Source organism: Moorena producens PAL-8-15-08-1, from assembly GCF_001767235.1.
Taxonomy (GTDB): domain Bacteria; phylum Cyanobacteriota; class Cyanobacteriia; order Cyanobacteriales; family Coleofasciculaceae; genus Moorena; species Moorena producens_A.
The window spans coordinates 9,047,440-9,066,754 of sequence record NZ_CP017599.1 but is presented as its reverse complement, the minus strand read 5'-3'; the positions used below and the strand labels follow the sequence as shown (position 1 = coordinate 9,066,754).

The window sequence follows — 19,315 nt, the reverse complement described above, 5'->3', positions numbered from 1 at the left end:
TTATAATGGCGCTTATTGTGCATCAGACCTAAAAATAGGTAATAAAACACGAGTTGGATAATCTCCTCCACAACTCACCATCAAAGTAATAATCTGAGCATCCATCAATCGACTGTCATTAGGAAAAGCCCCGGTGCCGGAATTGACTGGATAAGCGGGAAAACAAGCCCCACTCAAACTTAAGCGCAAGTGATTGCCTTGGGCAATACGCACAAAAGTTGCTTGGAATCGAATACGCAACGGATTAATAGTGTCCCCAGGATTCACCCGCCGATATCCCTGAGTGACATTGTAAACCCTGCCATCAGGATGGACTTCCGACAAAACTGCACAGATATCAAAACTGGGAGTATCAGCTGTGCAAAACACCTCTAGCAGCACAGCCCCTAGCAAATGTAAATCTTCTGCTAAGGGTTCAGAGGTGTAGGTTAAAACATCTGTGCGACAATCTATGGCAGTGCGATCGCATGAACCGACTGGCATCCCTGCATGACCCCCCATGGCTGGAACTGGACGCCAAGGGTCATGAACTAATAAGTCACAGGATAGATCACAGGTATGCTGGATTTGGGATACTCCCTCTGTCTCCGATGGCTGTTGCATGTCTTGAGACTCTTCTGGGACTAATTTTCCAGAATCTTCCCTGACACTAGCTAAACCGGAAGTTACCAGATAATAAGATTTCTGATTGCCATCAGGCCAACGATCAAAATAACGCCACCGATTAGTTCCCATCTCAAATAGACAAACAGGGGGTTGCTCAACCACGTTGGTATCAATTCCCTTGAGGAAGTGGTCAAACCAACGCACTTGCAAGCCATCAACGGGACTATTCGCCTGGGGACCGTAATCCACTGCTCCCACTTGACGCCCCCAAGGCAGGTGCGCCCAAGGTCCAATGATCAGATGCTGGGGCGAACAGCCATCAGATGCCATATCTTTATATAAATGAAGTGTCCCTCGCAAAAATGGGTCAAACCATCCGCCAATGTGTAACATGGGCATGTCTACATCCTGCATCATTCCCTTGGGAGATAGTTTTTCCCAGTATTCATCTGGGTGAGGATGGTCTAACCAGTCGTGATAAAAAGAGTCTGGTGCTAAGTCTTGGAGAATTTGAGGGCGAGCAGGAATTGGGTCATACAGGGGTAAATTCCGAGATGCTGCATACAGCAGTTGATAGGCTTGCTCATCTGACCGCAATCGTGCCGTTTCTGTTGCTAATTGTATCGCCCAACCCAGATTAGCTTGTAAACAAAACGCTCCTCCCTCATAGGCCCAATCGCTGTATAAATCATAGCCAATCATCGCTGGACAGATCGTTTTCAGAGCGGTGGGATAGCTTGCAGCAGCGTACAGTTGAGTCATCCCCTGATAGGAAAAGCCATACATGCCCACATCCCCAGTGCTACCCGGTAAACTGGCTGCCCAGTTAACACTATCAAAGCCATCTTCTACTTCGTGGGCAAACAAATCAAACTTACCGTCTGAAGTGCCCCTTCCCCTGACATCTTGAATCACTACAATGTAACCCTGGGCAGCATACCAAGTGGGATGAGCATAGACTACCGTAGATGCGATCGCTTTTCCATAGGGTTGCCGCATCAGCAACACCGGAAACTCACCAGCACTATCGGGACGGTAGATATCCGCATCCAGCCGTACTCCATCCCGTGTTACCATTGATGCCGTTTCTTGTTTAACCTTCAACCTTCCAACCTTCAACCTTCCAACCTTCAACCTTCCAACCTTCAACCTTCCAACCTTCAACCTTCCAACCTTCAACCTTCCAACCTGCAACCTGTAAAGTCTAGTCATCCCAACATGGGGATAGCTACAAAATTCATCAACAAACTTACTAGAATCACCCCCACGATATTTAAAACTAATCCTACCTTAGCCATGGTAGAAATTGGGAAATATTCCTGAGAGTAAACAATTGCATTGGGAGCAGTTGCGACTGGCAGCATAAACGCGAAGGAAGCCGAAATTGCAGCAGGCCACATCAACAAAGCAGGTGAGACATTGATAATCGATGCAGCAGTAGCTAAAATAGGCATGATCAGAGCTGTGGTTGCTATATTCGAGGTCACTTCTGTTAAAAATGTCATAAATACACAGATGCAACCCACCATCAAAATCCTTGAAAGTCCCTGCAACCCAATTTGTAAATTATCCCCTAGGAATTGAGACAAGCCTGACGCAGCAAACCCTTTAGAAATTGCAATTCCACCCCCGAATAGCAGCAATATTCCCCAAGGAATTTTCACAGCCGTTTCCCAATCTAGGAGGTTGATTGGCTCTCCCATCTCTGTTTTCACAGGAAGTATAAACATGATAACAGCAATTAGGGCAGCCACACTGGAATCATGAACAAAGTTAGCCACGCCCAGATAGGTTGCCCAACCCGTTAATGTAAAGGAACCGATGGTGATATCTGCCCTAAAAATCCACAAAAATGCCGTTAACCCAAATAAAATGGCAACGTATTTTTCTCCCTGAGACATTTTTCCCAGTTTCTGGACTTCTTTGTCTGGAATATTAAAATAGTCTGACGATAAACTGTTCTTATCAAGCTTTAGTGTAATTTTAGTTAAATAGATCCAAGTTAACAAGATAAATATCAAAACAGCTGGCACTCCCACGATAATCCATTGATAAAATGTAATGGGGGTATTGTCTGGAAAATTTTCTTGAAATTGTGCCAAGAAGATAAGGTTAGTTGGCGTCCCGATCGGGGTTCCAATCCCACCAATATTAGCTGAATATGCAATTCCCAGCATTAGCGAAGTTCCCAGAGTTTTACCTACATCAATATTGGGATTGGCAAGACCTGTTTGTTCGATGATAGAGATAGCTATTGGCAGCATCATCAAGGTTATAGCTGTATTCGATATCCACATCGACAATACTGCTGTTGTTAGCATAAACCCCAAAATTAACCTGGTTGGTTTGGTACCAACAATGCTAATAATGTGAAAAGCAATCCGCTGATGTAGATTATATTTTTCAACCGCTTTAGCAATAAAAAAAACTGTCATAAATAGCAAGATTACATCCGAAGCATAGGCGGAAGCAACCTCTTCAGCAGAAAGAATTCCTAAAAAGGGAAATAAACCCAAGGGAATTATCGAGGTGGCCGCAATCGGGATAGTTTCAGCAATCCAAAAAACTGCCATGAGAAGCGTTGCTCCTAGCATTCTCACAGCAGTTGGTGGTAAATTTTCAGGGAGTAATGCTGGAAAAAATGAAAGGAGCCAGCATAGGGTAAAAAGACTAACTCCTAGGTAAAAGCTTTTTTTCATCAACAGGACTTAGGCAGTATAGCACTACGCGCAAGGCAAAAGGCTTGCATACAAAAGGCAAAAGGCAAAGGTGCGCTTGACCCGTAATTTAATTCGCCTAGGTCAAGCGCACCTAAAAGTTGAATAAAAAAGCTTTTCAGCTTGTATCAACGTCATAACTTTAATGGGTAGTGCTATAACTCTACGCTGAGACGTAACCCATAAGCTGTTCGCGCACGCGTGTGCGTAGCACATAAGCTGATAGCTGATAGCTGATAGCTATCAGCTATCAGCTATCAAGTGATTAACAGTCCCAGATATCTAGCTATTAAATTCTTCAACAAGCTACCAACACATCTTGACCCCCAAGCACTCTCATATCCTCTTCATCGAATTCAACCGGTGTACCACTGCGAACTAGTTCAGCAAAGTCCTCATTAGGCACCATCCAGCACAGGGTATACAAACGCTCAGTGCCAGTATTTCTAATTTCATGAATTCCTGTAGGGGGAACTAATAAGGTATCTCCAGTCCGCAGCGTAACGATTTTGCCATCACAGCTGGCTAACCCTTGACCCTTGAGGATATAGAACATTTCTACTCCAATTTTATGATAATGGAGCGGAGTCTTTCCTCCTGGCTCAAAAATCTCTACACAAAATGTTATTGAAGCATTAGCACTGTCTGGATCGAAGACAATGGCTAAGCGATTTTTATCTTGGGGACTAATACGATAAGCTTGGTAGTCTTTGGGAGACCTAACTACCGGAATCATGCAACGATTATCCATGGTTGAGTTATTACTGTTGAGGGTTGACTGTTGAAAATTTAATTGATAACTTAATTAGTTAAGTGCTTTCAGAGTTGTCGGAAAATATTTGACCAACTCAAAGCCAAGCATTGCTTAGAATTGTAAGTGGTAACTTTTAGGAAATAATCTTAATCAATAATCTAGTAAGATAGTCGCCGCATAGTCTTAGACTATCTGTAGTTTACTTTATCTACCAATCCCTAGCTATTAAATTTAATATTATCTAAATTTTTGTTGGGCGATTGACTTAATCCGGGACAGTTTGTAAAGAAATATGAAATAGCCCTTGAATTCCCCTAAACCCCACAGCCTATAATTCACATTTTTGTTTGGGGCGATTGACTTAATCTGGGACAGTTTGTAAAGAAATATGAAATAGCCCTTGAATTGCCCTACACCCCACAGCCTATACTCCACCTTAACCAGCAATCTTGATTTTTCTCTAGATACGTAATAAATAGGCGTTAGGGAATAAGCGGGTTTGTCTCTGGGTTTTAAACACACGAATTGCCGAAAAAGGCTTGCATACAAAAGGCAAAAGGCAAGAGTGGCAAGATATATGGAGTTTTATTGGACAGTAAAAAAAATACCATACAGGTTTACATCTCATTTATAAACCCTGTATATCATGTCAGAATAATTACCTTTAAGAAAAATCTCCCCATCTCCCCATCTCCCCATCTCCCCATCTCTCCTGCTAAGGGTGATCGGCTTTTGATTCAGTAGCGATCGCTTTTTTTTAAGCCCTAAGCTGCTACACTCTAGCGTTTATCGTAGCTATGAGGTACACATTATTTTTGCCCTCTTCCCTCTTCCCTCTTTGCTCTTATATGCTCCCTGCTCCCTGCTCCCTGCTCCCTAAAAACCAGAAATTTGTACCTCACAAGCGTAGAAATTATAGAGTATTAATACTCTACCTTATCGGTTTTTTCTTGCCATTCTTGGAAAGCTCTTAAGGCTTCATCCCGCATTAATTGAATGATTGGGAGTTTGCGATCGCTTATGGGCAAGTCCAATTCCTCGTAAATGAATTGGTCATCAAATCCAATTTGAGCCGCATCAGCTTTAGTATTGGCATAGTAAACCTTGTCCAGCCTAGCCCAGTAGATCGCCCCGAGGCACATCGGGCATGGCTCACAGCTAGTATAGAGTTCGCAACCGGTCAGTTGAAAAGTCTGTAAGACCTTGCAGGCATCACGGATAGCTACAATTTCAGCATGTGCCGTAGGATCATTAGTGGAGGTGACTTGATTATGAGCTTTGGCAATAATCTCTCCATCCTTGACAACCACTGCTCCAAACGGACCTCCCTTTCCAGACCTAACGCTGATCACAGATAGAGCAATGGCCTCGTTCATAAACCGACTGTTGGGCTGTGTCATGAATTTCCATGGTTTAGAATTCTCGCTTCGCCATGATAGCTCAGTCGTCAGGTGCGCAATTTGAAGAAGGTGGGTTACGGCGCTTTCAACGACTGATTGGTAATCCCTCAAATCCTGGCCGCGCCTAACCCACCCTACGGAATATCTAGGGCTTTGTCTTAACCTCGTGTCAATTTGATGTGCTCCATAATTTTCTGCTTCCTAGCCTCTGAATATAAGGAAGGCTGCTGCTGAGGCAGTTGGGTAGTTTTCTCCAGGTGCTCCATAATTTTCTGTTTGCGTTGTTCTTCTGAAGTAGCCATAGTTAATATGTTGAGAAATATTGTCTTACATTAACTTATATTAAGATTTGTCGGCTCATATGGCAAGGTCAAATCCCCTTATTCCCCTAATGCTTCAAGCTGCTGGAGTGTCTGGAGTGCTCAACCCAGCACCTGTTGAGCTTTCTTGATATTTGATATAATATTCAGTCTTAAATTCCATCCCGAAGTTATTGTCAATAACCTGGTGGTTTTGATTCCGTTCGCGAAGCGGTTGCAAAGGAATATAGCTTTTTGGAAAAGGGTGCATCTCATATTTGAAAATTTTTCGTAGGGTGCGTTAGGGGGGGGTTCTCATTTTCCGCCTCGTAGCCAGGGTTGGCAGCGATGCAGCGCGGTCTTGGGGAGGCAGTGCGGTCTTGGGGGTTCCCCCGGAGACGAAACCTGATTACGTTGAGCCTTTATGGTTGGTCGGCTATGCAGAAAAGGGGGAAAACTTATTGATTAGCGTGATTTGCGCGGTCTTGGGGAGGCAGCGCGGTCTTGGGGGTTCCCCCCATGAGCGACTGCCGTGGTTTCCCCCATGAGCGACTGCATCAAGACAAGGCGAGCCTGTCTTACGGTAACTTCAAACCATGAGCAACTGCCGTGGTTTCCCCCATGAGCGACTGCATCAAGACACAGCCCGCCCCGTAACGCACCACCGGGTCAAACAGCAAAAATGAGATGCACCCTTTGGAAAATCCCTGTCAAAAAATTTTTTCTCAGCTTGATAGAGAGGATGCGATTCAGTTATCAGCACTTTGTAAATTACGCAATTGATAACTGCTATAGATAGTAATTCTATAATAAAAAAATGACCTATTATTAGCTTCGGAGACCAAACTAATGGTAGTGACGAAACAGAGAGCAGATCGGGTGGTTTTACATAACATTTCCTGGGAACAGTTTGAAAATCTGCTGCTGGATTTAGGTGACCATCGCTCTGCTCGTTTAGCCTATGATTATGGTACCCTTGAGATTATGACTCCTTTACCTGAACATGAATATTATAAAGAGGTGATTGGTGACCTAGTTAAAGAGCTGGCAGATGAACTAGATTTAGACTACGAAAGTTTAGGGTCAACAACCTGGCGGCGAGAGAGTAGCTTAGCTGGGGTAGAAGCAGATAATTGTTTTTATATCCAAAATGAAGCGGCGATTCGAGGCAGGTTGGACTTAGAACTCAACCAAGATCCCCCCCCAGATCTCGCTATAGAAATTGATGTAACTAGTAAATCACTGCCTCGTTTGCCAATCTATTCTCGCTTGGGAGTCCCAGAAATATGGTGCTATGATTCTGGCAAACTAACAATTTACTTACTGCAAGAGGGTGAGTATGTAGAACAAGCAAAGAGTAGGGTTTTTCCTGAGTTACCGATTCAAGAGCTTCCTAGTTTAATTGAGCGCCATCGGGCTGATGGTAGGGGGGCAATTAGGCGAACAGTGCGAGATTGGGCAAGGAACTATTTTTAAAACATTCGATATTTTTGGATAATCTTTAAGTCCTATTAATGTCAAGTAATAAAGAATTATAGCGTTGAGAATACTTATAAAGTCAAGTCAAGTTTCTTCCCCCTACTCCCTACTCCCTACTCCCTACTCCCAAAAAGTAAGTAACTTATCCAATTCAAAACCGCTATAACTGCTATAGTTATAAACGGCAAACCATCAGATGCACTACCAATCAAAGTATGCCTAAGGCTGATGTTATTGGATTAGGACGCTCAGGTCTTGCAGCCGCAAGACTTCTAAGAAAAGAAGGTTGGGATGTCACTCTCAGCGATGCCGCTAGCCCTGAACGGATCGCTGCACGTTATACCCCAGAAGACTGGCAACACCAACAACAACAGCTTGCCAGAGACGGAATTAACCTTAAACTGGGTTATTCCCTAACCCTAGACTCTTCAGACTTACCCCAGCTAATTGTAGTTAGTCCTGGTGTTCCCTGGGATATACCAGTCTTAGTTACAGCCAGGACCCAAGGCATTGAGACCATAGGGGAAATTGAACTAGCTTGGCGTTATCTCCAATCCTGTCCATGGGTAGCTGTTACTGGTACTAACGGCAAAACTACTACCACCTCTCTGATTGCTGCTATTTTTCAAGAAGCTGGTTTCCATGCCCCCGCCTGCGGTAACATTGGTTATGCCGCTTGCGAACTACTCCTAGCACCAGAAATCACAGGTAAAACCCAGGAAAGATCCCCAATCGATTGGGTAATTGGGGAAATCAGTAGTTACCAAATCGAATCTTCCAAAGACCTTGCCCCTCGTATTGGTGTCTTGACAACCTTGACTCCTGACCACCTCAGCCGTCACAAAACTCTGGAAAACTATTATGATGTAAAGGCATCTTTACTGCGTCGCTCCCAGTTACAAGTTATCAATGGGGATGACCCTTACCTGGGTAATATGGGAGTAAACTATTGGCCCGATGCCTATTGGATTAGTATCACAGGTGGTCAGGGAGAGAGGAATTTTCAACCTTGGGCTTACATCCAAGATGACTGGGTGATAGCAGACTCAGAACCGATCTTGCCAGTAAAATCCTTACAAATGGTCGGAGATCACAATCGACAAAATTTATTAATGGCAGTGGCAACAGCACGATTGGCAGGAATTGAGAAAAATGCGATCGCATCCGCCATTGCCAAGTTTCCTGGTGTACCCCATCGCCTAGAAAAGGTGATTACCTGGCAGGGGATAGACTTCATCAATGATAGTAAAGCCACCAACTATGATGCGGCTCAAGTCGGTTTAGCCTCAGTAGCTGCACCCACTATTCTAATTGCTGGTGGTGAAGCCAAAGCTGGTGATGATACCAGTTGGATTGAAACCATTAAACTCAAAGCAGCGGTTGTGTTACTCATTGGTGAGGCAGCACCTGCTTTTGCGGCACGCCTTAAAGAAGCTGGCTACTCCAGTTACGAAATTGTGGAAACTATGGCGAAAGCGGTACCAAGAGCAGCAGAACTAGCTCAACAGTATAATGCTAGTGTTGTCCTGCTTTCTCCCGCCTGTGCTAGCTTTGACCAATACCAAAGCTTTGAACATCGCGGGGATGATTTCCGCAGGTTGTGTCAGCAGCACCTTACTACTATAGCAAAGGGAACAGGGAACAGGGAGCAGGGACTTCGGAGCAGCGATGCAGTCGGCCAAAGGGGGTTTCCCCCATGAGCGACTGCATCAAGACGGGAGTAGGGAATATGGCATCAAAAATTCTCACAATTCCTACACGGATTGCTATATTTAGCCAGTAACTAACGGTAACGTCCCTAATTGGAGAGCCATATTATGTCTAGCCAAAACTTTAGCAAGCCAGAATTTAGCAGAGAACTGCGCTTAGGACTAGTGGTTTATGGTGGAGTCTCTCTAGCGATTTATATGAACGGTGTTTGCCGCGAATTTTATAATGCTGTTCGCGGTCGAGGTATCTATAAACTTGTTAAAGCTCTCACCGATTCTGATATTATTGTTGATATTCTCTCAGGCACGTCAGCGGGAGGGATTAATGGGGTTCTGCTGAGCTACGCTTTGACCAATAGTAGTCAGAATGAAGTCATCGATTTTGAAAACTTTGCCCAAATTTGGCGGGAAAATGGCAACATCCGCAAGCTCATGCATAAACCTAGCATTACTCAAGGGAAAAATGATGGGGAATCTATTTTAGATGGCAAGGGCTACTATCAAGAGGCACTAGCTAAAGCCTTTGAACAAGGGCAGAGCAATAAAAAGAAAGCACCCTCAGACGAGTGGGTATCTTCCTTTAATGAATTAGATTTATTTGTAACAGGAACTGATGTTGTAGGACGGGTTGATACCGTTTTTGATGATACCGGACGGGTGATTGATCTTAAAGACCACCGCACGATTTTTCATCTCAAGCACCGTCAAGGTCGCAAAGAGCCCTTTAATCCCAATTTTAACCCAAACAATTCAACGGTTCAAGACACCTATCAAGCTCTGGCCAAACTGTGTCGTATTACATCGTGTTTTCCAGTTGCTTTCCCTGTAGTTACCGTTGAGTTAGATAATCCTAGCAATCAGGTCGATGCCAAGTTAGTAGAATGGGGAATCCTTAAGAATCGCAAGTTACCGGAAACCCCTCCAACCGGTGGGTATCAATTGCACTTTGTGGATGGAGGTGTGCTAGATAATCGGCCTTTCAGTTATACCATCAAAGAAATGTATTATCGTGCCGACTATTATCCAGTTGAGCGCAAGTTATTTTATATCGATCCCAGTCCAGATAATTTTGCTGGCAGCCAAAAGTTTAATCAGATGCCAAAGCCTGATGTCTGGGAGGTAATCCAGGAGTCGTTGTTAGGAATGCCGACCTATGAAAGTATTAGTAATGATTTGGGGTTAATCAAAGACCGTAACCAGAAAATCCAGCGCTACCATTCTCTGCTAGCCGATGCGGAATCCCCCTTATTTGCTAAGGCTGACAACTCCCAACAGACAACGCTCCCAGTTGAGACGGGAATTTATTGGCGTAGTCGTATGATTAGCTTACGCGATCGCACATTACCTCTAGTCTTGAGAATGTCTCAAGTCAGTAGCACCAAATCTTACCAAGAAATATTAAACAAGCAAGTCCTTTTAGATAAAATAGCTAAGCTACTGACCCAACACATTACTGAACCGGAAAAACGGGAAAATAACGACATTATTCCCCAAGACCCTAGTCAACAGATTAGCAATCTCGATATCGAATATGCCTTAAGGAAGCACTTCTATATCGTTAAAAAAGTTTGTCAGTTGATGAATCAGGAGCCATCATTATCTGAGTATAAAACGCTCCAATCCCTAGCCTTAAGGCTAGGTCGTCACATTAAACTCCTAGAAGTCCTTAAGATGGCATTAACTAAGCTGTTGAATCATCCCCAGGTTAGTCAATCCTTCTATGATATGATATCATGCTTTCAAACTAATCAAAGTTCAGAGTCTACGGATAATAATAAGAAACTGCTTAGTGATATTTACAACCGTCTAATTCGGTTATACCGTTTCTTGCTCGATGCTGAGGGGCTAGCAGAATTTGTCCCACAAAACCATCAGCAATCCTATTTAGAGACAGTCCCAGCCTATTTCTTGCAAAAATTACCGGAAGAAGCAGCAGAACAATTAGCCGCTAACTCTGAAACCCAAACAGTTGGAAAAACTACCATTGACTGGTTGCCCCAGCGGCGAATTTCCAGCATTTTTGAACAATTTAAGCAAAAAGTTAATCAAGTAGAGCAAGAACCAAATCAACTTCAAAAAATCTGGGAGGCTGAAAAATTCAAAAATAACGATACGGAAAATAATGGAGAACAATACTCCTCCGTTTTGTGTAAGATAGAGGAAGCATCAGAGAAATTCATTGAACTAAGTGGGGTAAATCAGTCTGAAGAACTCTTGACTCGTTTTAAACGATTTCGAGAACTCGATAAAGTTTTGTATCCCTTTGAGTATCTATCTGAAATTGAGGAAAAAAATCTGATCGAGACGATTCGGATTAGTCCAGATGATGCTCAGCTGGGTTTTGGTAAAGGGCAAAACTTAGATAGTAAACTGGCGGGAAATACCTTAAATGCGTTTGGCGGTTTCTTTAAGAAGTCTTGGCGTTCCAATGATATTATGTGGGGGCGCTTAGACGGATTAAACCGGATCGTGGAAGGGTTACTTACTCCTGAGGGGATTGCTAAGTTTCCTAATTTTTTGAAACGACAAGCTCAAGAATATAACATACCTGAAGCCGGAGAAGAATTTGAACAGTTTAAAGAACAGTACTTAGATTTTTTAATTCAAGAGTCTTTCCCTAACGCTACCGCTGATCACCAGGATAAAATTAAAGGTCATCTACGTAAGCTGGCGACTCCTAATCCAGATCTTTCTGAGGATTATCTCAAAACAATACTGGATGATTTAGTGCTAGAAGGACATCGTGATATTCTCAGCACTGACCTACAGAATGTGATTGAAGATGAAATTTCTGAACAACTAGAGTGGAGTCAACAGCGAGTTCAACCTGCTGCTCCTAACGATAGTCAAACCACAAATCTAACCACAAGTCTAACCACCAAACCCCAGTATAGTCTAGTTCAGGGTAGTTTTAGTGAAACCATTAGTCTACTAGCAGCTCAGGAATTAGCTAGGAAAAGCATTGACTCCTTACCCCAGGGTAAAGAAACGTTCTTTCTCAACCATTACCAGGTGGGTTCAGAGACATTTTCAAAGGATATTCCCACTACTATCCTAACAAATCTCGCTACCCGAGCTGCCCTGATTGTGCGAGATCTGCTGATCACTGTATTAGGCGATCGCACTCCAGGCTTCGGTAGTAGTTTGATCTATCAAGTCTTGAATACATCCTTACAACTATTTTATTGGTGGCAACAGATTAGCCAATCATCAGGGATTAAAAAGGGTGATGGTAGTCGCCAGAAGTTGATTTACCTGGTAGTGCAAGTAGCCTTGTTGCTGATTGCTGTCCTGTCTGTGGTTATTATCCTATATCGGTCATGGATATGGTTTGCGATCGCATTTATTACTGGGCTGTTGTCTTGGCTTTTAGGGAATCCTTGGAAAGCTATAGAAGAACGATTAATTACCAAGGATTAATGATAAAGTATGAAGGATTAAGGATACCTCAAGTTCAGTATCATCGGTATTGTATTATGACTAATGACAAATAACAAATGATTCTCCCTTAGAGGATATCTCCCAAGTTTTTTGATACTGAATTTTGCCCCCCTAGCCCCCCAACTTTGGGGGGAACAAGAGTCAATTTGCTTCTAAAAGTCCCCCGCCCCCCTAACCCCCCAAGCGAGCAATCCCTCGCTTGGGGGGAATTAGCGGATGCTTCGCTTTTTTACAGATGGGGACCAACGGGGGCTTGGATGTAGCAAATGGGACTTCTCAGACAACCTCTTAGTGCGAAACCCGGAACCTGTATCTGGGTTCCGTACTCACCTTTAATGTTTGATTTCTGCCCAGTGATACTAATGTGTCACTGTGTTAGCAAAAAGACCTTGCTTCTAAACGAAAGTGAAGAAAACCTCCGGAGTTAGTAGCACAGTAAACTCAAGGGAAGAAACATTATCAACAATTGCAATCAATTCATCTGTAGAATCGAAATTACCATTACCATTAGAGTCTAGAGAAATAGCTAGTTGACTAGTATCACCATCGATATCATTGGTGGGATTAGTGAAAGGTGATGCTCCCAATACATAATCATCAAGCTCTCCTACCAATTGAATTGTATCTGGTCCTGCACTATCTCCTTGTCTTCCAAATTCAGTGATAAAAGCATAGTCTTGTAGGCCTCCGTTATCGTAAAGTATCTCATCTTGAGGGAGACCATTGGCCGGGTCTGCTGCTAACCCAAGTACAAAAGTATCTTGACTGGATAGACCACCTTGCAAAGTGTCAATTTCTCCTGAACCAGAGTTAACACCAATAGCACCACCAATTAATGTATCTTGACCCCGAGGAAAGCTTCGATTACCAGAAAGAAAATCATTACCAGTGCCACCTACAATGTAATTATTAGACGGTACACCAGAGTTAGCGGAACCAAATTGAAAGTCGCCAAAGAGTGAATCATTACCCGTTCCACCGTCAAGGGTATCATTTCCTGCCCCACCTTCAATGAAATCATCACCAGTGCTACCCCCAAAGAGTGAATCATTACCATTGTCACCAAGGATGGTATCATCACCGGCACCGCCACGAATAGTGTCATCGCCATCAAAACCCCTCAAGCTATCTTGATCTTGTCCCCCATTGATAAAGTCATTGCCATCAGCGCCAGAGATAGTGTCATTACCTGGAGCGCCCAGCAGGGTATTATTCCCATTACCAAGAACAAATATGCTGTCATTACCATTACCACCATTGATCGAGTTGTTATCCTCACCACCCTCGATTCTGTCATTGCCATCACCGCCATTGATCGAGTCATTACCTGCCTCACCACGGAGGGTTTCATCACCGCTCCCGCCAATAATAGTGTCATCACCACCTTCAGCCACGACAAATGTAAAACCTTCAGTTGATGATTCAAGGTCAATTAATTCGCTTTCGTCTGTACCTATAAAAAATCGCATCTTAGTGTCTCCTTAAAATTGCAAAAATGTTCAATTGATTCTCTTAACTCCTCAACTAGCTAATGACAGTGAATTAATCCCTTGACCAAGCCATTGCAAATGTTGAGGCAAACGTTAAACCAAATTAATAAAGCTTCCCATAAGTTATTAATAACTATTAGTTTTTAGTTATGGGAAGCTACAGTAGTAATCCCTTTTATAGCAATCCTATTTGAACCGTGAACAGTGACAGTTATTACTTAGGACTTAGCACTCAAAACTGAGTACTCTTTTCTTGAAAAAGTGTTTTTCACAAATGGTTTAGGATTTAGGTAGGATTGCTATAGCAGCGGAATTAATACTAGGAGAAAAAGGTGAATTGGGTCGAACTACTCAGAGCCAGACCGGTGACATCCGCCACAACACCGATCAGTTCACCAGCTTGACCAGAATTATTCTGATGGATTAAAGTATCCGTTGATGAGTCACCTGCACCAGCAAAGCTTTGCTCGACCAAAACATAGTCACTGGCACTGCCCAACAGACCGATAGTATCTTCTGCAACACTGAAGTCAGTAATCAAAGCGTAGTCACTGTTGCCAGACGCTGTATAGAATACTCCTTCAGGGAGACGGATGTCATCGAGAAGTCGTTCGGGAATCCCCAAGTTAAACCGGTCTGCTCCTGACCCACCAGTTAGAGTATCAATTTCGCCGCCGCCAAAAGCCAAGCTAGTGTTACCTATGACATAGCCAGCCCCTGCTAGGGTATCATTACCATCATTGCCATTGAGCTGGTCGTTGCCCCGATTGCCAAAGAGTTCGTCATTGGCGCGACCACCATTGAGCTGGTCATTGCCCTCGCCGCCAAAGATATCATCTCGACCGCCACCACCATTGAGGGTGTCATTGCCTTCGTTGCCAAAGATATCGTCCCGACCTCTTCGGCCTTCGACTAGATCATTACCGCCTTCCCCACGGATGAAATCATGGCCGTCCAAGCCATCAATCTGATCAGCATCAGCGGTTCCAGTTAGGACATCGTCTCCTGCTGTACCTGTGATTTGTGACATTGAAATTTCTCCTTAATTTGTGAGTTGATAGTCGGATGTTGAACTTTGGAAAACAAGCTGTAAATCCTAGTGATATACATCAGCCAAGTCTGAACAGTCAGCGGTCTCAGCGCAATAGCTGCATGTCGCTAAACGTTCTATAGTTTCAGAATACTGGGAAAACAACAACAGAATGTCTCAGTTTTTGTCTCAGTTTTTTGTCTCAGTTTTTTGTCTCAGTTTTGTCTCAGTTTTGTCTAGTTTCAGGGGGTGACTGTCAGTTCACGGCAACTTTCGTGTTCTTGCAAAGGCTTCGATCATCTTCTTATACTAATCCTTAGCGCTTACACGGCTACACATCAGTTTCATCTGGCCAGATGGCGGTCACTTAAACTGAAAATAGACGGCTTAGGCGTACGCGCAACGCTCTTTACATTGCTATAATTGAGTTATGGCAATAAGCTCAGCCGCCTCATTATTTGGGTTCGAGTAATATACCTTGTTCTAAACCCCCCAAAGCCCAAATTAATAAGACTTTTCTACTCCTTTAGCTGTCCGGCAAAATTCATCCCACACCTAATGCGTAGCATAGGTGTGGGATGAATTTTGCACAGGGTATTATAAAATTGCTATAATATATGTACTGATAAACAAAGCCGAAAATGCTGGTTTGTCAGCCACCTACGTTCCTAAAAAATAGAACTTATTGTATTGTTCCGGCGCGGAGGGGCATCCCGTGTCGTAAATAAAGCTTACCGAGTATCCGTTCGCGTAGCGTCGGCGAAAGCCGATAGCGATGGCTGGAGTTGGTAAGAAGCCCACACTGTAATCTTCGATTCAGTGTGGGAGTATGTCACTAGACTCGTACGGGTAAACGTCACTCCTGACGGGGTAACAACCCTGTTAGGCTGGCATGGCTGAGGGGCGGAATGAATATGAGTGGGGTGGGCATCCTGCCCGCCCGAAAATATCCGGTGCCCTTGACCCATTCAGAATTAAATTCGCGCTTTGGTGCGCACCGGCAGGAACAGGCAAGATGCCCATTCTACAGGTGCGACCCAAGGCCGCGAGGGATTGCTCGCGGCCTTGGAGGCGCGCACCTACTATTAAAATCATTCGATTATTAAGCAACGCCGTGAGGCTCTGTTCCCTTTTTCCTATGCCAGATTGGCTCAAACCTTAATTTTTTGTTTGAGCTGCGTAAGTCTTATAGGAAGCCCGCCCTCTTCCCTAGGGGAGCGTCAGGAGCATGTCACTTAGTCACTTTCATCTGACCGTAATAACCTGTAATCATCCGACTACCATCTTTGAGTACATGAATCTCCATTTGATCACTTGACCAGGTAATTTTGTCCTTAAAAGCGGGATTAAACACATGAACTCGTTGATTACTAGAAGATACTGGCGAATCTGGGGAATTAATTGCCAAAGACTCTACATACAAACCATCAATTAGAATATCTAGCTGGTCTAGCAATTCCTGAGCGCCAGCAGGAGCATAGTCAGATTTCAATTGTTCTAGGGTAAAGCCGGTAAAAGACATCACATTTAACCCTGCTGCTTTGACTCGCTTAGCTAACTCAGCTAGAGCAGGAGCTTGCCAAAACGGTTCCCCACCGGAAAAGGTCACCCCACTATTACGAGGATTGTTCAAAATTTTCTCAGCGAGTTTCTCCACCGAAATCAGTTCGTTAATCTCAAAGGACCAAGAGTCGGGATTGAAACAACTGGGACACTCCCGCATACACCCTTGTACCCACACCACAGCGCGACAGCCAGGACCATTCACTTCTGACTCATCTACATAACCCATGATGTTTAGGTATCCAGGGGGAATTTCCATCAAGGTTAGGTATGAGTTAGTTTTCTGATTGGTCATCGGTTTTCTCCTTTAGCAATTTGCAGAGCAACCCTACTCTTGAAGGGTCAATTCAACTGGTAATTTATAATTTATCCTGCTTAATTATTACCCCATAACTGTCCCTTTGATTCAATTAAGAATCATTAATTTTTAATGTTTTATGACATTAAAAATTAATCTTAATTTACCATCAATGATCAATTACGAATTACTTGGGTCAGGTTGGCAACCCACGGGAATACCTGTAGCCTGGTAAATTGCGGTAGCAAATTCCTGAAGCACATCGGTGCTAAGGCATTTGAGTATTTGTACTCGGCAAGGACGGGAATCAACACTGCTATGATTTCCCCGGGCATCAAGCCGCCGCAGGTGCTGCGGTAAGGCTTGCTAAAGCTTTTGTTGCTGTGAGGAGATTAATCAGAAATGCGATCGCAACTATAACGATCATCCGTTTGATCGGACTTTCCTCCTTTAGGTAGCCCATGAAGTCCAGTCCCGACTCTAGTGCTACCCTTTCAAACCCTTGGTTTAGTCAGTAGGAAAGCTTACTCGACCTACTTACTGAGTGCGTAAGCATTCAGCCGGATTCCCAAGGAATCATCTTAACTATCAAAACGTCCTGAAATTTGAGAACCCCGCGTCTAATGACCGGGGATGAAAAACAGAGACGGGGTTAACCCCGTCGTATCCTGGCTATTTTCCTTTCTGACTCTCTATATATTTTTTGACCACCTCCGTGCTGAAAAGACCTGTTGACGCCACAAAATAGGTTGGAGTCCACAATGAAGGCAGTTTCTTGAGATTAGGAAATTCTTTCCGTAAGTGATGTGAAGCTCGACCTTTCACCCATCGAGCTATCTCAGCAGGAGATTCATGGGTCGGTGCGTTTACAAACATATGGACGTGGTCTGGCATTATTTCTAATGCAATTAGTTTCCAGCCATGTTCGGAGACTAGATCAAAGATTATTTCTTGAAGCCGTCGAGCTACGTGTTCTACTAGCACAGGCTTTCGACGTTTTGGGACAAAGACAAAATGATAGTTTATTGAAGATACCGACCCCTCTGTACGGCGGTACTCATAATCTTTGCTAGATAATTTTGCCATTTTTTTTCGGAATTTTGTTGACTGCGGCTGTAGTAGCCATGATAAGTGTAAACAAGGAGGTGATGCAACTTGTACAAGACGATCCCAGTTAAAGCAACGTTTTCAGACGAAGAAAGAGCATTTTGGGAATTTCTTTGCCAGCAAGCCAACAGCTTGTTTAATTGTGCGATTTATTATGCTAAACAAAAACATTACGATTGGTTGAAAGAACAAGAGGCTTACACCACCTACTGGCGTGGAGATGAATTAAGAATTGGGTGGAAAACTTACAAATGTACCACTAAATATCCAGAGATTGACAAAGCCTTGAAGATGTCACCTCATTACAAGGCAATGGCAGCTCAGTCCGCTCAGCAAACTCTCAAGACAGTAGGTGAAGCGATCAAAAGCTATAACCAACTGGTGGGTTTGTATTACAAAAGAGAAGTGGACAGACCTTGATTCCCTCGATACCGCAAATCAGGAGGGTTTGCTGCTGTCACATTTCCCAGACAAGCTCTCACTTACAAGCAAGGATTGTTCTACCCTTCTGTAAGCAAAGAGAGTAAACCAGAACTTCTGACGGAAATTACGTTAAGTCCCCCAGAGTTCATAGACTCTGACTGGGTCAAAGAGGTAACAATCCGCCCCTGTTATGGTCAGTTGTGGATTGACTGGGTAATAGATGACGGAAAGTCACCAATTGAAACTAATCCCGAACTAGATTACTCTCACGCTTTGGGCATAGATCACGGAGGCGATAACTGGTTGACTTGTGTGTCTACCCTAGGAAAAAGCTTTATTATTGATGGCAAAAAACTCCTTGCCATGAATCAGGGGTATGCCCGACTAGTTGCCAAGCATAAAACTGGTAAACCAGAAAAATACTGGGATTCTACTTTAGACCGAATTCAACTAAAACGAAACAACCAGATGCGGGATGCAGTGAATAAAGCTGCTCGTTTCATCATTAATCGCTGTTTGAAAGACGGGATTGGAAATATTGTAATAGGTTGGAACGAAGATCAAAAGAATTGTTCCAATATGGGGAGAAAAGGGAACCAGAAGTTTGTCCCCATCCCAACCAAAAAACTTATAGAAAGACTAAAACAATTATGCAATGAACACGGAATCAAGTTAATAGTTACCGAAGAGTCTTACACAAGTAAAGCGTCCTTCTTGGACGGGGATTCATTACCAACATATGGTGAAAAACTCAGCGGATGGATTCCATCAGGTAAACGAGTTAGACGTGGTTTGTACCAAACGGCTTCAGGAAAGTTGATCAACGCCGACTCTAACGGCGCTGCCAACATTCTTTGAAAGGTAAGCACACAGCCATTTAATATGGCCAAGGTGTCTAGGGGATCTTTGGCAGTCCCACACCGATATGATTTATTCAGTGGTTTGTCTACATCATATCGATATAAGAGTGGAGCGGGACGGGAAAACCGCTCCCGCGTA

17 protein-coding genes are annotated in these 19,315 nt (G+C 43.6%); 6 read left to right on the top strand and 11 right to left on the bottom strand.

Annotated elements, in window-relative coordinates; genetic code table 11:
- Positions 1–12 precede the first annotated feature (12 nt).
- The 3 genes from BJP34_RS33210 to BJP34_RS33200 all read right to left on the bottom strand — a co-directional run bounded on the left by BJP34_RS33210 (position 13) and on the right by BJP34_RS33200 (position 4,074).
- Positions 13–1,683 carry a CocE/NonD family hydrolase gene (locus BJP34_RS33210; protein ID WP_070397018.1) on the bottom strand — a complete coding sequence of 557 codons (1,671 nt, stop codon included), beginning with the start codon at positions 1,681–1,683 and terminating at the stop codon, positions 13–15.
- 131 nt (positions 1,684–1,814) lie between these two features.
- A complete protein-coding gene (locus BJP34_RS33205) occupies positions 1,815–3,305 on the bottom strand; it encodes an SLC13 family permease (RefSeq protein WP_070396014.1) in 1,491 nt (496 codons plus the stop codon).
- Between the two features lie 316 nt (positions 3,306–3,621).
- Positions 3,622–4,074, bottom strand: coding sequence for a cupin domain-containing protein (locus tag BJP34_RS33200; protein ID WP_193431296.1), 453 nt, complete (start codon positions 4,072–4,074; stop codon positions 3,622–3,624).
- Positions 4,075–4,874: 800 nt separating this feature from the next.
- On the opposite strand from BJP34_RS33200, the gene BJP34_RS45135 reads away from it, so the two are divergent.
- Positions 4,875–5,051 carry a hypothetical protein gene (locus BJP34_RS45135; RefSeq protein WP_158517619.1) on the top strand — a complete coding sequence of 59 codons (177 nt, stop codon included), beginning with the start codon at positions 4,875–4,877 and terminating at the stop codon, positions 5,049–5,051.
- Here BJP34_RS45135 and BJP34_RS33190 read toward each other — a convergent pair.
- The 3 genes from BJP34_RS33190 to BJP34_RS45130 all read right to left on the bottom strand — a co-directional run bounded on the left by BJP34_RS33190 (position 5,001) and on the right by BJP34_RS45130 (position 6,047).
- A complete protein-coding gene (locus BJP34_RS33190; RefSeq protein ID WP_293118780.1) occupies positions 5,001–5,477 on the bottom strand; it encodes a nucleoside deaminase in 477 nt (158 codons plus the stop codon). The genes BJP34_RS45135 and BJP34_RS33190 overlap by 51 nt on opposite strands.
- A gap of 158 nt (positions 5,478–5,635) precedes the next feature.
- Positions 5,636–5,779, bottom strand: a complete 144-nt coding sequence (locus BJP34_RS45875) for a hypothetical protein (protein WP_168166537.1) — start codon at positions 5,777–5,779, stop codon at positions 5,636–5,638.
- A 94-nt stretch (positions 5,780–5,873) separates the two neighbouring features.
- The gene (locus tag BJP34_RS45130; protein ID WP_158517618.1) at positions 5,874–6,047 is read right to left on the bottom strand and encodes a hypothetical protein; all 174 of its coding nucleotides are present in this window, start codon (positions 6,045–6,047) and stop codon (positions 5,874–5,876) included.
- 578 nt (positions 6,048–6,625) lie between these two features.
- Between BJP34_RS45130 and BJP34_RS33185 the strand changes: the two genes are divergently transcribed.
- From BJP34_RS33185 to BJP34_RS33175, 3 genes are all read left to right on the top strand, one after another.
- Positions 6,626–7,252: a Uma2 family endonuclease gene (locus BJP34_RS33185; protein WP_070396011.1), complete on the top strand. Its 627-nt coding sequence runs from the start codon at positions 6,626–6,628 to the stop codon at positions 7,250–7,252.
- A gap of 218 nt (positions 7,253–7,470) precedes the next feature.
- Positions 7,471–8,955 carry a UDP-N-acetylmuramoyl-L-alanine--D-glutamate ligase gene (gene murD, locus BJP34_RS33180; RefSeq protein WP_229424145.1) on the top strand — a complete coding sequence of 495 codons (1,485 nt, stop codon included), beginning with the start codon at positions 7,471–7,473 and terminating at the stop codon, positions 8,953–8,955.
- Between the two features lie 117 nt (positions 8,956–9,072).
- Positions 9,073–12,384 (top strand): patatin-like protein, encoded by a 3,312-nt coding sequence (locus BJP34_RS33175; protein WP_070396010.1) that lies wholly within the window; start codon positions 9,073–9,075, stop codon positions 12,382–12,384.
- A 416-nt stretch (positions 12,385–12,800) separates the two neighbouring features.
- Here the strand turns inward: BJP34_RS33175 and BJP34_RS33170 are convergent, their stop codons facing one another.
- From BJP34_RS33170 to tnpA, 5 genes are all read right to left on the bottom strand, one after another.
- The gene (locus BJP34_RS33170) at positions 12,801–13,874 is read right to left on the bottom strand and encodes a calcium-binding protein (RefSeq protein ID WP_070396009.1); all 1,074 of its coding nucleotides are present in this window, start codon (positions 13,872–13,874) and stop codon (positions 12,801–12,803) included.
- Positions 13,875–14,214: 340 nt separating this feature from the next.
- Positions 14,215–14,925, bottom strand: coding sequence for a calcium-binding protein (locus BJP34_RS33165; RefSeq protein WP_070396008.1), 711 nt, complete (start codon positions 14,923–14,925; stop codon positions 14,215–14,217).
- A 1,231-nt stretch (positions 14,926–16,156) separates the two neighbouring features.
- Positions 16,157–16,783, bottom strand: a complete 627-nt coding sequence (locus tag BJP34_RS33155; RefSeq protein ID WP_070396006.1) for a 4Fe-4S single cluster domain-containing protein — start codon at positions 16,781–16,783, stop codon at positions 16,157–16,159.
- A gap of 337 nt (positions 16,784–17,120) precedes the next feature.
- Complete coding sequence (locus tag BJP34_RS49775; RefSeq protein ID WP_267876433.1) at positions 17,121–17,249, bottom strand: hypothetical protein; 129 nt, start codon at positions 17,247–17,249, stop codon at positions 17,121–17,123.
- A gap of 209 nt (positions 17,250–17,458) precedes the next feature.
- Positions 17,459–17,872 carry an IS200/IS605 family transposase gene (tnpA, locus tag BJP34_RS33150; protein ID WP_070396005.1) on the bottom strand — a complete coding sequence of 138 codons (414 nt, stop codon included), beginning with the start codon at positions 17,870–17,872 and terminating at the stop codon, positions 17,459–17,461.
- 69 nt (positions 17,873–17,941) lie between these two features.
- On the opposite strand from tnpA, the gene BJP34_RS50210 reads away from it, so the two are divergent.
- Together BJP34_RS50210 and BJP34_RS50205 are read left to right on the top strand one after the other, a co-directional pair.
- Entirely contained in the window at positions 17,942–18,313 is a 372-nt protein-coding gene (locus BJP34_RS50210; RefSeq protein ID WP_324610990.1) for a hypothetical protein, read from the top strand.
- Between the two features lie 75 nt (positions 18,314–18,388).
- Entirely contained in the window at positions 18,389–19,174 is a 786-nt protein-coding gene (locus tag BJP34_RS50205) for a transposase (RefSeq protein WP_324610989.1), read from the top strand.
- Positions 19,175–19,315 lie beyond the last annotated feature (141 nt).

Excerpts from the sequence above, each read along its gene's own strand:
- BJP34_RS33210 (WP_070397018.1), bottom strand. The coding sequence starts at position 1,683 with ATGGTAACACGGGATGGAGTACGGCTGGATGCGGATATCTACCGTCCC.
- BJP34_RS33205 (WP_070396014.1), bottom strand. The coding sequence starts at position 3,305 with ATGAAAAAAAGCTTTTACCTAGGAGTTAGTCTTTTTACCCTATGCTGG.
- BJP34_RS33200 (WP_193431296.1), bottom strand. The coding sequence starts at position 4,074 with ATGGATAATCGTTGCATGATTCCGGTAGTTAGGTCTCCCAAAGACTAC.
- BJP34_RS45135 (WP_158517619.1), top strand. The coding sequence starts at position 4,875 with ATGAGGTACACATTATTTTTGCCCTCTTCCCTCTTCCCTCTTTGCTCT.
- BJP34_RS33190 (WP_293118780.1), bottom strand. The coding sequence starts at position 5,477 with ATGACACAGCCCAACAGTCGGTTTATGAACGAGGCCATTGCTCTATCT.
- BJP34_RS45875 (WP_168166537.1), bottom strand. The coding sequence starts at position 5,779 with ATGGCTACTTCAGAAGAACAACGCAAACAGAAAATTATGGAGCACCTG.
- BJP34_RS45130 (WP_158517618.1), bottom strand. The coding sequence starts at position 6,047 with ATGCACCCTTTTCCAAAAAGCTATATTCCTTTGCAACCGCTTCGCGAA.
- BJP34_RS33185 (WP_070396011.1), top strand. The coding sequence starts at position 6,626 with ATGGTAGTGACGAAACAGAGAGCAGATCGGGTGGTTTTACATAACATT.
- murD (WP_229424145.1), top strand. The coding sequence starts at position 7,471 with ATGCCTAAGGCTGATGTTATTGGATTAGGACGCTCAGGTCTTGCAGCC.
- BJP34_RS33175 (WP_070396010.1), top strand. The coding sequence starts at position 9,073 with ATGTCTAGCCAAAACTTTAGCAAGCCAGAATTTAGCAGAGAACTGCGC.
- BJP34_RS33170 (WP_070396009.1), bottom strand. The coding sequence starts at position 13,874 with ATGCGATTTTTTATAGGTACAGACGAAAGCGAATTAATTGACCTTGAA.
- BJP34_RS33165 (WP_070396008.1), bottom strand. The coding sequence starts at position 14,925 with ATGTCACAAATCACAGGTACAGCAGGAGACGATGTCCTAACTGGAACC.
- BJP34_RS33155 (WP_070396006.1), bottom strand. The coding sequence starts at position 16,783 with ATGACCAATCAGAAAACTAACTCATACCTAACCTTGATGGAAATTCCC.
- BJP34_RS49775 (WP_267876433.1), bottom strand. The coding sequence starts at position 17,249 with ATGGGCTACCTAAAGGAGGAAAGTCCGATCAAACGGATGATCGTTATA.
- tnpA (WP_070396005.1), bottom strand. The coding sequence starts at position 17,872 with ATGGCAAAATTATCTAGCAAAGATTATGAGTACCGCCGTACAGAGGGG.